Origin of the sequence: Dactylosporangium sp. NPDC005555, assembly GCF_040605635.1 — a bacterium.
In the GTDB taxonomy this organism is placed as follows: Bacteria; Actinomycetota; Actinomycetes; order Mycobacteriales; family Micromonosporaceae; genus Dactylosporangium.
Map to the genome: position 1 here is coordinate 136,022 of NZ_JBEXDG010000019.1, position 14,023 is coordinate 150,044.

Annotated in this window: 12 protein-coding genes; 3 read left to right on the forward strand and 9 right to left on the reverse strand. The window is 74.0% G+C overall.

Annotated elements, in window-relative coordinates:
• Positions 1–36: 36 nt before the first annotated feature.
• From ABZS58_RS22780 to ABZS58_RS22805, 6 genes are all read right to left on the reverse strand, one after another.
• Complete coding sequence (locus ABZS58_RS22780) at positions 37–1,008, reverse strand: hypothetical protein (protein ID WP_354784482.1); 972 nt, start codon at positions 1,006–1,008, stop codon at positions 37–39.
• 45 nt (positions 1,009–1,053) lie between these two features.
• Positions 1,054–1,215: a hypothetical protein gene (locus ABZS58_RS22785; RefSeq protein ID WP_354784484.1), complete on the reverse strand. Its 162-nt coding sequence runs from the start codon at positions 1,213–1,215 to the stop codon at positions 1,054–1,056.
• Between the two features lie 132 nt (positions 1,216–1,347).
• Positions 1,348–4,665, reverse strand: coding sequence for a UvrD-helicase domain-containing protein (locus ABZS58_RS22790; RefSeq protein ID WP_354784486.1), 3,318 nt, complete (start codon positions 4,663–4,665; stop codon positions 1,348–1,350).
• Positions 4,662–7,838: an ATP-dependent DNA helicase gene (locus ABZS58_RS22795; RefSeq protein WP_354784541.1), complete on the reverse strand. Its 3,177-nt coding sequence runs from the start codon at positions 7,836–7,838 to the stop codon at positions 4,662–4,664. Before ABZS58_RS22795 ends, ABZS58_RS22790 begins: the two co-directional genes overlap by 4 nt.
• Positions 7,839–7,889: 51 nt before the next feature.
• On the reverse strand, positions 7,890–8,456 hold the full coding sequence (locus ABZS58_RS22800; protein ID WP_354784488.1) for a TIGR00730 family Rossman fold protein: 567 nt from the start codon (positions 8,454–8,456) through the stop codon (positions 7,890–7,892).
• Entirely contained in the window at positions 8,456–9,250 is a 795-nt protein-coding gene (locus tag ABZS58_RS22805) for a TIGR00730 family Rossman fold protein (RefSeq protein WP_354784490.1), read from the reverse strand. Before ABZS58_RS22805 ends, ABZS58_RS22800 begins: the two co-directional genes overlap by 1 nt.
• 39 nt (positions 9,251–9,289) lie before the next feature.
• Between ABZS58_RS22805 and ABZS58_RS22810 the strand changes: the two genes are divergently transcribed.
• Positions 9,290–10,066: a DUF3152 domain-containing protein gene (locus ABZS58_RS22810; protein ID WP_354784492.1), complete on the forward strand. Its 777-nt coding sequence runs from the start codon at positions 9,290–9,292 to the stop codon at positions 10,064–10,066.
• A 123-nt stretch (positions 10,067–10,189) separates the two neighbouring features.
• A complete protein-coding gene (locus ABZS58_RS22815) occupies positions 10,190–10,324 on the forward strand; it encodes a hypothetical protein (protein ID WP_354784494.1) in 135 nt (44 codons plus the stop codon).
• Between the two features lie 109 nt (positions 10,325–10,433).
• On the opposite strand, the gene dapE is transcribed toward ABZS58_RS22815, so the two are convergent.
• Entirely contained in the window at positions 10,434–11,501 is a 1,068-nt protein-coding gene (dapE, locus tag ABZS58_RS22820) for a succinyl-diaminopimelate desuccinylase (RefSeq protein ID WP_354784496.1), read from the reverse strand.
• Between the two features lie 33 nt (positions 11,502–11,534).
• Between dapE and dapD the strand changes: the two genes are divergently transcribed.
• Positions 11,535–12,458, forward strand: a complete 924-nt coding sequence (gene dapD, locus ABZS58_RS22825; protein ID WP_354784498.1) for a 2,3,4,5-tetrahydropyridine-2,6-dicarboxylate N-succinyltransferase — start codon at positions 11,535–11,537, stop codon at positions 12,456–12,458.
• A 58-nt stretch (positions 12,459–12,516) separates the two neighbouring features.
• Here the strand turns inward: dapD and dapC are convergent, their stop codons facing one another.
• Together dapC and fdxA are read right to left on the reverse strand one after the other, a co-directional pair.
• Positions 12,517–13,620 (reverse strand): succinyldiaminopimelate transaminase, encoded by a 1,104-nt coding sequence (gene dapC / locus ABZS58_RS22830; RefSeq protein WP_354784543.1) that lies wholly within the window; start codon positions 13,618–13,620, stop codon positions 12,517–12,519.
• Between the two features lie 5 nt (positions 13,621–13,625).
• Entirely contained in the window at positions 13,626–13,952 is a 327-nt protein-coding gene (gene fdxA, locus ABZS58_RS22835; RefSeq protein ID WP_239136063.1) for a ferredoxin, read from the reverse strand.
• Between the last annotated feature and the right edge of the window lie 71 nt (positions 13,953–14,023).

Genomic DNA, 14,023 nt, shown 5'->3' on the forward strand with positions numbered 1-14,023 from the left:
GACGGATCGACGCAACCCGCGCCAGTCGGCTTCCGGCTACAGGGGACGGACCGACTCGGGGGCCTCGTCGGCGATCGGGTCGAACTGCCGGTGGGTGTCGGGGATCGACACATACAGGATCGCCGCTTCGGGTTTGCCGAGGTCGATGAGGGCGATCGAGACCAGCTCGCTCTTCGCCCGCAGCCCCACCTGGGAGAAGTGCAGGCGGAACTTCAGCAGCCGGGCCGGGCGGCCGCCGAGCGTCAGGTCCTTCGCGGAGATCTGCTCGATCGTGTTCTGCTCCGGGTAGAAGCTGATCCGCACGTCGGCGGCGATCTGGTCGCCGACGCACTTGAGGTCCAGCACCATGCCGTCGTTGACCGCGGCCGGGACGTGCCCGGAGAGGATCGTCGCGTGGTAGTCGTTGTTGCCGCGGTAGTTGGGCTCGGTGACGAAGTGCTGACCGATCCGGTAGGTGACCTTCAGGTCGCCGCGGTCGACCCACGCGTTGTCCCACGGCTCCCAGGGCGCGCCGAACTGCTTGTAGGAGATCCCCGACTCCTCGTCGGAGATCCGCGGGCCGGCCGGCACCTCCGTGCCGCCCGGCGGGGCCTCCGGCGGGATGGTCGGCGGCGGGCAGCGGCGGGCCAGCTCGGGGCGGGTGTCGCTGGGGCCCTCCGGGCGGTTGCCGAAGAGGCCGCCCGGCGTGTTGGCGTTGCCGGTCATGAGCGAGACGAGGATGACGACCAGGCCGACGACGACGACCGCGACCGCGCCGCCGCTGAGGACCTTCAGAATCCGCTTGTTGCGCTTCACCGGGTCGTCGTCGTCGCCACCGCCACCGCCGGGCGGCGGGAACGAGGGCGGCGGCACGATGGGCGGGACGCCGATGCCCGAGACCCGGCCCGACTGGTAACCCGGCGCGGCGCGCGGCGGCTCGGCCGTGCGCTGAATCGTCGGCGCCGGCCCGACGGGCGCCAGCACGACCTGCGTGTCCGGCTGAGCCCACGGTGAATGCTGCTCGGTCATCTCAGAAGCAAGTGTCGCAGCCCGGGGCCAGTCTGCCAAAAACCGCTACGGCCGCGGCTGCTCCGGCATGCGGACGTCGGTGACCTGGGGATACCTGGGAGCGTGCGCGGCGGCCACCGGGCCGATGACGATCAGGGCGGCGGTCAGCACCCCGGCGGCGGCCATCCCGACCACCAGTGCGACCTCGCGCGTGTGCGTTGCCTGCATCGTGCGCACTTCCCCTCGCATGCCCGTCCGCATGCTCTTTGGACAGCTTCGAGGACAGCGCGGTTCCGTGGACAGCGAGGTGTCGGATGCTCGACCCGATACTTGCCGTTGAGCAAAGACTGTTGCGAAGAGTCACCGGCTCGGCAGCGCGGTGATCAGTGCGAGCAGGCCCTCCTCGTCGAGCAGGTCGGCGGGGCGGACCGTGACGCCGTCGCGGACGTAGAAGAACGCGGCGCCGACCCGGTCGAGCGGGAGGCCACGCAGCTCCGACCAGGCCAGCCGGTACGCGGCGAGCTGCACCGCCGCGGCGGCGGCGTCGGTCCCGGCGGGCCGGTTGCCGGTCTTCCAGTCCACGACGTCGTAGCGGCCGTCGGGGTAGGCGTAGACGGCGTCCATCCGCCCGCGGACCACGACGCCGGCGATGACGGAGGCGAACGGCACCTCGACGTCCAGCGGCACCCGGTCCGCCCACTCCCCCTCCAGGAACCTGGCCTGCAGGTCGGCGAGCGCCTCGTCGGGGGCGGCGCCCTCGTCGGCGGCGCCGGGCAGCTCGTCGAGGTCGATCAGCCGCTCCGCCTTGAACCGCTGCTCCAGCCAGTGGTGGAAGGCGGTCCCCCGCCGGGCGTAAGGGTCGGGCCGCGAGGGCAGCGGCCGGCGCAGCGTGCGGGCCAGGCGCTGCGGGTCCCGCCGCAGCGCGACCAGCTGGGACACCGACATGTGCCCGGGCAGCGTCACCTCGACAGGGGCGTTGAGCTGCGGGGTGAGCCGGGCCCGCTCGGCGAGGAGGAGATCGGCCTCGGCGGCCCACCGCTGCCCCGACCCGTCGGCGAGGACCTCGGCGGGCCACGCGATGCGCTCGGTGGCCGCACCGGGTTTCGCCGGCGGCGTCGGTCCGACTATCGCCCCCGCATCACCCCCGGCGGCCCGGACCATCGCCGCGGCCGCCTCCAGCAGTGGACGGCGGCCGCCGAGCGGGTCGGCGGGCCAGCTGGCGCTCGGGACGTGCTCGGCCGTCGGGTTCTGCGCGTCGGGGGCCGGGGTCTCCGCCCACACGTCGACGGCACCGGCGCCCGCCGCGCAGCGGTCGCGGATCTCGTCGAGGAAGATCGACGGGCCGCGGGCGCGCTTGACGCCGTCGCCCCACCAGTACCCGCTGGCCAGCAGCAACCGGCGGGGGCGGGTGACCGCGACGTAGGCCAGCCGGCGCTCCTCGCGCACGTCGTGGTGGCGCCAGTCCTCGGTGAACGCCTCCAGGCGGCGGACCACGCCCTTGATGTCGGCGGCGGCGGACAGGTCCAGGACCGGCAGGCCGTCGCTGTCGCCGCGCAGCGGGAACGGCAGGACGCCGAGGCCGCGCAGCCAGTGGTCGCCGGCGTTGCTCGGGCCGGGGAACACGTCGTTGCACAGGCCGGCGACCGAGACGACGTCCCATTCGAGGCCCTTGGCGGCGTGCGCGGTCAGGATCTGCACCGCGCCGGAGACGACCTCGACCTCGCCGGGCGCGAGGCCGCGCTCCTCGTTCTCCGCGGCGGCGAGGAACGCGAGGAACGCGCTGAGGGTCGCGCCCTCGGACTCGGTGGCGAAGCGGGCCGCGATGTTGCTGAACGCGTCGAGGTGACCGCGGGCCAGGCCGGCGTCGCCGGGGCGCGCGGCGACCTCGACGTCGAGGCCGGTGGCGCGTTCGATGTCGGCGACCAGGTCGGGCAGCGGCTGGTCGAGGCGCCACCGCAGCCGGCGCAGCTCCGTGCCGAGCGCGGCGAAGCGGGCGAACCCCGGCTCCGAGTAGGCGGCCGGGTCGCCGGGATCGTCCAGGGCCTCGACCAGGACGGCCTCGTCGAGCCGGTCGGCGAGGGCCGGCTCGTCGTCGACCGGTCCGGCCCGGCGCGCGGCGGCGAGGGAGCGGGCGCGACGGTACAGGGCGACGAGGTCCCGCGGCCCGATCCGCCACCGGGGGCCGGTCAGGATGCGCAGCAGCGCGGCGCCCTCGGCGGGGTCGGCGAGGACCCGCAGGACGCTGACGACGTCGCGGACCTCGGGCGTGTCGAGCAGGCCGCCGAGCCCGACGACCTCGACCGGCAGGCCGCGGGAGCGCAACGCGTTCTCCAGCGCGGGGATCTGCGCGCGGGTCCGCACCAGCACGGCGGTGGTGGGCCGGTCCTCGACGGGGATGTCCATCGGGAACGTCTCCGGCGCCGCCTTCGCCGCGAGCCGCCACGACGCGACGATCCGGTCGGCGATCCAGGCGGCCTCGTCCGCATAGGTCGGCAGCAGCGCGCAGTGGACGGTCGCGGTCGACGCGGGCTCGGCGAGGACGTCGGCGGGGGCGAGCTCGGCGACCCGGGCGCCGTGCGCGCGCAGCGGCGCGGACAGCGTGTTGGCGACGTCGAGGATCTCGGGCCGGTTGCGCCAGCTGGTGGTCAGCGTCAGCTCGTCGGCGGCCGCGCCCCCGACGGTCGGGAACTCCACCGGGAAGCGTTCGAGGGTGCCGGCCGAGGCGCCGCGCCAGCCGTAGATGGACTGGCAGGGGTCGCCGACGGCGGTGACCGGGTGGCCGCCGCCGAACAGCGACCGCAGCAGCACCACCTGTGCGTGGCTGGTGTCCTGGTATTCGTCCAGCAGCACGACCCGGAAGCGGTCCCGCTCGACCGTGCCCACCTCGGGGTGCGCGAGCGCGACCCGGGCCGCCCGCTCCAGCTGGTCGCCGAAGTCCATCGCCTCCAGCAGCGCCTTCTTCTCCTGATACAACCGGATCAGCGGCAGTAGCTGGAGCCTGGCCTGCTGGCGGGACAGCACGTCACGGACCGGCTTGGCCATCTTGCCGGTCCTGGCGCCGACCTCGGCGAAGAACCGGCCGGTCCACGCGGAGACGTCCTCGGGGGCCCGCAGGTGCTCGGCGAGGTCCCCGGCGAGGTGCAGGACGGCGTCGACGACGGTCGACGGTGCCGACGCGACCGCGGTCATGTCGCCGTCATACCCGCGCACGACGGCGTCGGCGAGCTGCCAGCACGCGGCCTCGGTGAGCAGCCGCGTCGAGGGCTCGAAGCCGGCCCGGACGCCGTGCTCGCGGACCACCCGGGCGGCATAGGAGTGGTAGGTGGCCACGGTCGGCTCGCCCGCGATCAGGTCGTCGCGGCCGAGCCGGCGGACGAGCTGCCCGAGCCGCTGCCGGATGCGGTGCGACAGCTCCCCGGCGGCCTTGCGGGTGAACGTGAGCCCGAGGATCTGCTCGGGCCGGGCGTGCCCGTTGGCGACGAGCCAGACGACCCGCGCCGCCATCGTCTCCGTCTTGCCCGACCCGGCCCCGGCCACGACGAGCAGCGGCTGGACGGGCGCGGCGATGACGGCCGCCTGCTGCGCGGTCGGCGCCGGCTGCCGCAGCAGCTTCGCCAGCTCGACCGGCGTGTAGCCGGTCCGTGCCGGGCTCGTGCTCTCGCGTCGCGTCTGGGTCATGTGACGTGCCGGCCTTTGCCCGACACCGGGCAGGAGGTCTTCACCGGGCAGACCCGGCACTTGTTGTTGACCACGGCGCTGAAGGTCGACGCGGCCATCGTCTGCGCGGTCTTCCTCACCAGCGCCTGGGCCCAGTTGGGGTCGCCGGACTCGCCCAGCGGGGGCTGGACCTGCTCGCGGGCGCTGCTGGTCTCCCCGCCGAGCTGGACGAGGGACGCCCCGCCGGAGACGGTGGACTCGTCGAACGCGCCGAGCTCGATCGCCGCCTGATAGGCCGCGAGCTGCGGGTGCTCGGCCAGGTTGGCGTTGGCGGGGATGGACTTGCCGGTCTTGAGGTCGATGACGACGAGCCGGCCCTGCTCGTCGAGCTCGAGGCGGTCGACGCGACCCTTGATCTCGATCGGGGCCCCGGGGTCGGCGAGCTCGACGAGGAAGTCCTGCTCGATCGCGACCAGGCGGCGCGGGTTGCCGGCGAGCCAGCCGATGAGCTTGTCGAGCATCGTCTCGGCGCGGTCGCGCTCGCGGCCGGCGAGCCACCGCGCGGACAGCTCGATCGCGTCGAAGCGGTCGGCGACATAGGCCACCAGCTGGGCCCGGTCGGCGGTGGCGTCGGAGGCGAGCATCGCGGCGGCGTGCACGAGGTTGCCGATCGACTGCTCCGGCGACGGCGCCAGCTTCCCGCCGTGCCGCTCCAGCAGCCAGCGCAGGCTGCACCGGTCGACGCTCTCGACCGTGGACGGGGTGACGGTCACCGGCTCGCCGGGGTCGACGAGCGGCCGGTCGTCCGACAGCGGCGGCAGCCCCCACCAGCTGTCCGGGTCGGCGCCGGGCACGCCCTCGGCGGCGAGCCGGGCGAGGATCGCGGCGGCCGCGGCCCGGCGGCCGTCGGTGGCGTCGGGGTCGATCAGCGCGACCCGCAGCTCGGCGACGAGCGTGGGCAGGGTCAGCGCGCGCGGCGGCCTTCCCATGATCGCGTCGTCGACGCCTCCGGCGGACACGACCGTGCCGTCGGGCTCGGCGTCGCCGTCGGCGCCGGTCAGCTCGGTGAGGAAGCGGCTGGGCTGGTCCTCGCCGTCGCCGGAGGCGACCGCGGTGACGAGGACCTGCTCGCGGGCCCGGCTGACGGCGACATAGAAGAGCCGGCGCTCCTCGTCGAGCAGCGCCGACAGCCGGCCGATGGTCTCCATGGTGCGCCCGGCGAGGACCTCGACGAGCAGCTCGGAGCCCAGCACGCTGCCGCGCAGCCGCAGGTCGGGCCAGACGCCCTCCTGCACGCCGGCGACGGCGACGACGTCCCACTCGAGGCCCTTGGCGGCGTGCGCGGTCAGGATGCGGACCGCCTCGCCGCGGTCGGCGGACGGGGCGAGGGAGTCCGCGGGCAGGTCCTGGCCCTCGACGTGGTCGAGGAACACGGCGATGCCGGCGCCGGGGAGCCGGTCGGTGAAGCGGGCCGCCGCGTCGAACAGCGACACGACGGCGTCGAGGTCGCGGTCGGCGGCGGCGCCGCGGTGGCCGCCGCGGGAGCTCAGCGACGCCCACCGGTCGGCGAGGCCGCTGCCCTGCCACGCGGTCCACAGCACCTCCTCGGCGGTGGCGCCGGGCCGGGCGGCGGCGTCGCGGACGGCCCGCAGCAGCTGCCCGACGGCGCGGGCCGGGGCGGCCCACTTCCGCTCGACCGGGGCCAGCTCGCCGGGGTCGCGCAGCGCCCGCAGGAGCAGCACCCCGGACGGGCGCCGGTCGCCGGCGGCGAGCGCGAGGGCCCGCAGGCCCTGCCGGAGGCGCCGCTCGGCCAGGGGGTCGGCGCCGCCGAGCGGCGAGTGCAGCAGCGCGACCGCGGCGTCCTCGTCGAGCCGGTCGGCGTCCAGGGCGCAGCGCAGGAGCAGCAGCAGCGGCGCGATCGCGGACTGCAGGTGCAGCGGCAGGTCCTCGGACTCGGTGACGGTCGGCACGCCCGCCGAGTGCAGGGCCCGCTGCAGCGGCGCGAGCTGCCGGGCCGTGGAGCGCACCACGACCGCCATCCGCGACCACGGCACGCCGCGCAGCAGGTGCGCCTCGCGGAGCCGGTGCGCGAGGAACGCGGCCTCGGTCGTCTCCGAGCCGAACGTCGCGGTCTCCACGGTGCCGCCCGGGTGCGACGCCGCGAGCTGCCGGTGCCGGGCGGGGCCGCGCAGCCGGGACGCGACCCGCCGGGTCGGCGCGAGCAGCCCCTCGCCGAGCCGGCGCGAGTGCGGGAGGACGACCTGCGGGGCGGGACCGCCGCCGGCGGTGCGGAAGCGGCCGGGGAACTCGCCGACGATGCCGGGGTCGGCGCCCCGGAACGCGAACGTCGAGGAGTCGGGGTCGGCGAACGCGACGAGGTGCGCGCCCGATCCGGCGATCAGGTCGAGCAGCTCGATCTGGGCGGGATCGGTGTCGGGCAGCTCGTCGAGATAGACGGCTGAGATCCGGCGGCGCTCCGCGGCGAGGACGTCGGGCTGGTCGGCCAGCAGCCCCGCGGCGGCCCGCACCAGCTCGGCGTAGTCATAGGCGACCGCGCCCCGGCCGGCCGCGTCGCGCAGGGCGAGCACCTGCAGATACTCCTCGAAGAACGCGGCGGCGGAGGCCCAGTCGGGACGCCGGTGCACGGCCGCGAGCCGGGCCAGCCCCTGCGGGCCGACGCCGCGCTCGACGGCGCGCAGCAGCAGGTCGCGCAGCTCGGTGGCGAAGGCCCGGGTGCCGAGCGCGCCGCGCAGGGACTCCGGCCACGGCGCCCGCGAGTCCTCGTGCGCGCCCTGGAGCAGCTCCCGGATCACGAGGTCCTGCTCGGGGCCGGTGAGCAGCCGGGGTGACGGCTCGCCCCGCTCGACGGCGGCGCGGCGCAGCAGCCCGAACGCATAGCCGTGGAACGTGCGCACCATCGGCTCGGCGGTGGTCCGCAGCCCCGCGGCGCGGCCGAGCCGGGCCTCGATCGTGTCCCGCAGCCGCACCGCGCCCCGCCGTCCGAACGTCAGGACCAGGATCCGCTCGGGGTCGACCCCCTCGGCGACCCGCGCGGCGACGGCCTCGACGAGCGTGGTGGTCTTGCCGGTGCCGGGGCCGCCGACGACGAGCAGCGGCCCGGCCGTGTGCTCCACGACGAGCCGCTGCCACGGATCCCGCTCGATCGCGACGGCCGCGGCACCGGGCCGGCGCACCAGACGATACTGGCGGCGGGAGGCAGCGGTCGCGGTCACGCCGCTATGCAATCACGACCGACCGACAGTTCCTCCGAGGAGGCTCGCTTCCAGCAGGTCGAGTGACTCCGGCACGTCGCGGGAGATCAGCAGCATCGACATCGCCGAGGGCCGGACGAACTCCTGGGTGGTGAGGCCGCGCAGCCAGTCGAGGAGGCCGGCGTAGAAGCCGTCGGCGTCGAAGAGCAGCACCGGCTTGCGGTGCAGGTCGAGCATGGCGGTCGTCCAGACCTCGAACAGCTCGTCGAGGGTGCCGAGGCCGCCGGGCAGGACCACGAACGCGTCCGACCTCTCGATCATGAGCGTCTTGCGCGAGGCCATGCCGTCGGTGACGACGAGCTCGTCCGACTTCGTGTCGGCGACCTCCAGGTCCACCAGCGACTGCGGGATCACGCCGTAGGTGCGGCCGCCGCCGTCGCGGGCGCCGTCGGCGACGGCGCCCATCATCCCGACACAGCCGCCGCCGGTGACCAGCTCGTGGCCGCGCCGGCCGATCTCCAGGCCGAGCTGCTGGGCCAGGTCGAGCCAGCGCCGGTCGAGCCGCTGCGAGGAGGCGCAGAACACGCCGATCGAGGCCATCAGCCGCTCGCCTCGCGGGCGGTCCGGCGCGCGGATGCCACCTCGATCTCCTCCGAGCCGGCCTGCACGATGTACTGGACGGCCTCCTCGACGTCGTCGGTCAGGTGGAGCAGTTCCAGGTCCTCGGGGCCGATCTTGCCGTCGGCCTGCATCGTGTCGCGCAGCCAGTCGACGAGGCCCTGCCAGTACGACACCCCCATGAGCACGACCGGGAACCTGGTGACCTTCTTCGTCTGCACCAGGGTCACCGCCTCGAAGAGCTCGTCGAGGGTGCCGAAGCCGCCGGGCAGCACGACGAACGCCTGCGCGTACTTGACGAACATCGTCTTGCGGGCGAAGAAGTAGCGGAAGTCGATGCCGAGGTCGACCCACTCGTTGAGGCCCTGCTCGAACGGCAGCTCGATGCCGAGCCCGACGGACAGCCCGCCGGCCTCCGCGGCGCCCTTGTTGGCCGCCTCCATGACGCCGGGGCCGCCGCCGGTGATGACCGCGTAGCCGGCCCGGGCGAGCCCCGCCCCGATCTCCTCGCCGAGCTTCCACTCGGGGCTGCCGGGCTTGCTGCGGGCCGAGCCGAAGACGCTCACGGACGGCGGCAGGTCGGCAAGGGTGTCGAAGCCCTCGACGAACTCGCTGAGGATCCGCAGCGCCCGCCAGGCGTCCTTCGTCTTCCACTCGCCGCGCAGATGCGAGTCGAGCAGGCGCTGGTCGGCGGTGCTCGGCGGGATCGAGTCGCGGCGCAGGGTGACAGGTCCGCGGTGCCGCTCGGGTGGCTGACTGGTCTTGCCCTCGGTCATGGTCCCCACCGTACGTGGATCTCATGATGCAATGCAGCCATGGGGCGGCGCCGGGGGATGATCGTCGCGCTGGCGCTGGCGGTCACCGCCGGGGTCGGCGCGGTCTGGTACGGGCTGGGCACGGCCGCCGTGCCGTCGGCCTCCCCCTCGCCCTCCTTGTCCCCGTCGCCATCGCCATCGCCGTCGCCGTCGCCGTCGCCCTCCGCCGCACCGTCGCCGCCGCCGTCGCCGGTGGTCGGCGCCGTGCCCGCCCGCGGCAACGGGACGTTCGACTACAGCACCGCCGGCGCCGATCGGGTCGGCGGGGCCGGGCGGCTCGTCCGCTACACGGTCGCCACCGAGCGGGGATCGGCGGTCGATCCGGAGGAGTTCGCGGCGGCGGTACACGCGACGCTGGGCGACCCCAGAAGCTGGACCGCCGGCGGGAAGGCCTCCTTCCAGCGGGTCCCGGCGGGGCAGCCGAGCGAGCTGACCGTGCACCTGGCGACCCCCGGCACGACCGACACGATGTGCGCGAAGCGGGGTGTGCGCACCCGGGGCGAGGTCTCCTGCCGCGGCGGCCGGGATGTGATCATCAACCTGAAGCGGTGGCAGCTCGGCGTCGCCTGGTACCCGGTGCTCGCCGACTACCGCGACATGGTCGTCAACCACGAGGTCGGGCACTTCCTCGGCAACGGTCACGTGGTGTGCCCCCGCAAGGGGGCGCCGGCGCCGGTCATGGCGCGGCAGACGTTCGGCCTCGAAGGATGCGTCCAGAACCCGTGGCCCTACCCGGACGGCCGGACCTACGTGACCGGGCCCGCGGCGCCGCGCTGACCCACCTGATGATTAGTCCGAACGTCGCGGTCCGGTGAGAAATCAGGTGCGGAGGGCAACGTTCGCCGGTTTCATCGCGTCGTACCCGATATACCGGACGGCAAGGTGTAGGGGGTGACCGGTATGACAGGTGCTGAGCACGACCGTCGCAAACGGCAGATGAACCGGCGGATCCGCGAGGTGCTCGCGGTGCGCCGCATGCTGGCCGCCATGGGTCCGCTGGTCGAGCCCCCGGATCCGTCAACGCTCGAGCGCTGAGGTCGGTTACGGCCTTGCCGGATCGCACGGCCTTGCCGGATCGCACGCCTTCCCGGTCTCACGGCCTTCCGGATCTCACGGCCTTCCGGATCTCACGGCCTTCCGGATCTCACGGCCTTCCGGTGAGCCAGCGCCTGACCACGTCGGCGCCCTCGGCGATCTTGTCGAGCTCGACGTGCTCGTCCTGCTTGTGCGCGAGATTCGGGTCGCCGGGGCCGTAGTTGAGCGCGGGCACGCCGAGCGCGGCGAACCGGGCCACGTCGGTCCAGCCGAGCTTCGCGCGCGGCGGCTGCCCGATCGCGGCGAGGAACTCCCTCGCCGGCGGCGCGTCGAGGCCGGGCAACGCGCCGGGCGCGGAGTCGACCACCTCCAGGTCGAAGCCGTCGAGCACGTCCCTCACGTGCGCCACCGCCTGCTCCTCGGAGCGGTCCGGGGCGAACCGGAAGTTGACCTCGACCACGCACGCGTCGGGGATGACGTTGCCCGCCACGCCGCCGCCGATCCGCACCGCGTTGAGGCCCTCGCGGAACTCGCAGCCGTCGATGGTGACGGTGCGCGGCTCGTACGCCAGCAGCCGCTGCAGAATGGGCGCGGCCTTGTGGATCGCGTTGTCGCCGAGCCAGGAGCGGGCCGAGTGCGCGCGCCGGCCGCTGGTCCGGGCGAGGACCCGCAGGGTGCCCTGGCAGCCGGCCTCGACGAGCCCGTGCGTCGGCTCCAGCAGCAGCGCGAACGACGCGTCGGTCAGCAGCCCGGGCCGCGTGTCGGCGAGGATCTTCAGCCCGTTGCGCGCCGAGTCGACCTCCTCGCACTCGTAGAAGACATACGTGACGTCGTGCCGCGGCTCCCACTCGGTGACCGCGAGATGCAGCGCGATCGCCGTGCCCGCCTTCATGTCCGACGTGCCGCAGCCGTGCATCAGGTTGCCCTCGGTGCGCGACGGCCAGTTGTCGTTGAGCGGGACCGTGTCGAGGTGCCCGGCGAGCACGACCCGCTGCGGGCGGCCCAGCTCGGTGCGCGCGACGATCGTGTGCCCGAAGCGCTCGACCTTGAGGTCGGTGCCCTCCAGCGCCTGCTGGACCCGGTCGGCGATCTCGGCCTCGTCGCCGGACACCGACTCGATGTCGACCAGGGCACGGGTCAGGGCGATGGGATCGTCGAGCACGTCACGCGTGAGCATCCCCATACCCTAGATGCGGTAGCGTTTGATCACGTGACGACCGCCTACATCGACTCCCCCGCCTGGGGGCTCGGCCTTGCCACGGTGACCTCCTCGGGGCAGGTGCTGGACGCCTGGTTCCCCACCGGTCACCTCGGCCTGCGGCCTTTGGAAGTTCCGCCGCTCGCACCGACCGGCACCGCACCGCTGCCGTCGTTGTCCGTCGAGGTGGTCCGGGTCGAGATCGGCTCCCTGGGCGACGCACCGGTCTCCACCGCCGACGCGTATCTGCGACTGCACCTGCTCTCGCACCGGATCATCCAGCCGCACCAGGCCAACCTCGACGGGCTGTTCGGCCTCCTCACCAACGTCGCGTGGACCTCCGCCGGGCCCTGCCTGCCGGAGCAGGTCGACGAGCTGCGGCTGGCCTCCGGCCGCCGGCTCAACGTCTTCGGCATCGACAAGTTCCCGCGGATGGTCGACTACGTCACCCCGTCCGGCGTGCGCATCGCCGACGCCGACCGGGTCCGGCTCGGCGCCCACCTCGCGCCCGGGACGACCGTCATGCACGAGGGCTTCGTCAACTTCAACGCCGGCACCCTCGGCGCCTCCATGGTCGAGGGCCGGATCTCCGCGGGTGTCGTCGTCGGCGACGGCACCGACGTCGGCGGCGGCTCCTCGATCATGGGCACGCTCTCCGGCGGCGGCAAGGAGGTCATCCGGCTCGGCGAGCGCTGTCTGCTGGGCGCCAACGCGGGCATCGGCATCTCCCTCGGCGACGACTGCGTCGTGGAGGCCGGCTGCTACATCACGGCGGGCTCGAAGCTCACCCTGCCCGACGGGCGCGTGGTGAAGGCCCGGGAGCTGTCGGGTGTCTCGAACCTGCTGTACATCCGCGACTCGGTCTCCGGCCGCCTGGAGGTCCGCGAGCGGGCGGGTCGCGGCATCGAGCTGAACGCCGCACTGCACGCCAACTAGCCGACGCTTGTCGACCTTGGAGACTTCGTCTCGTCAGGATGAGACAAAGTCTCCAAGGTCACCTCAGGCGTCTCGCCGCCTCTTCGATCCGCTCGTCGGAAGCGGTCAGGGCGGCTCGGACGTGCCGGCTGCCGTCCGGGCCGTAGAAGGCGCCCGGGGCGGTCAGGATGCCGCGCCCGGCCAGCCAGGCGACCGTGTCCCAGGAGTCCTCGTCGCGGGTCAGCCACAGGTACAGGCCGGCCTCGGAGTGCTCGACCGTGAAGCCCGCCCGCTCGAACGCCTCCCGCAGGGTGGCCCGGCGTCCCGCATACCGGTCGCGCTGCTCCTGGACGTGCGCCTCGTCGCCGAGAGCGGCCACCATCGCCGCCTGCACCGGCTCGGGGACGATCATCCCGGCGTGCTTGCGCACCGCCAGGAGCTCACCGACGAGTGCCGGGTCGCCGGCGACGAACCCGGCGCGGTATCCGGCCAGGTTGGACCGCTTGGACAGCGAGTGCACGGCGAGGACGTTGCTGAAGTCGCCGTCGCAGACCGACAGGATCGAGACCGGCTCGGCCTCCCACGGCAGCGGCAGGTAGCACTCGTCGCTGGCCACGACCGCGCCGCGCTCGCGGGCCCAGTCGACGACCTTGCGCAGGTGCGCGGCGGGCAGGACGCGGCCCGTCGGGTTGGACGGCGAGTTGACCCACACGAGCCGGACGCGGGCCGGCCCGAGCGACGTCAGCGAGTCCGACCGCACCACGGTCGCGCCCGACAGCTGCACGCCGACCTCATAGGTCGGGTAGCAGACCGACGGGATGACCACGGTGTCGCCGGGACCGAGCCCGAGCAGCGTCGGCAGCCACCCGACCAGCTCCTTCGACCCGATCGTCGGCAGCACGCCGAAGCCGTCGCTCCCGGGTGAGCACCACCGGGTCACCCAGGCACGGATGGCGGCTCGCAGCTGCGGGGTGCCGGCGGTCAGCGGATAGCCGGGCGAGTCCGACGCCTGCGCCAGGGCAGCACGGATCGCCGCGGGGACCGGATCGACCGGCGTGCCGATCGACAGGTCGACGAGGCCGCCGGGGTGACCGGCAGCCCTGGTCTTGGCCGGCTCCAGCCGGTCCCACGGGAAGTCCGGGAGCCCGGCGGCGAGCGAGCGCCGGGCTCCGGCCGGGACGATGCCGGTCAGTGGTCGTGCTCCTGCGGCGGCAGGCCCGCGACGAACGTCGCGTCCTTCTCGACCTTGCCGACCTTGGAGGCACCACCGGGCGAGCCAAGCTCGTCGAAGAACGTGTAATTGGCGCCGACGAAGTCCTTCCACTTCTCCGGGACGTCGTCCTCGTAGAAGATCGCCTCGACCGGGCACACCGGCTCGCAGGCACCACAGTCGACGCACTCATCCGGGTGGATGTAGAGCATGCGGTTGCCCTCGTAGATGCAGTCGACAGGGCACTCCTCGATGCACGCCTTGTCGAGCAGGTCCACACAAGGTTCGGCGATGATGTATGTCACGGGTCGCCCTCTTTCGCACCTGAGGCTGCCAACGTGGTCGGCGAGCCCCGCCGCATCCCTACCGCGGCGGG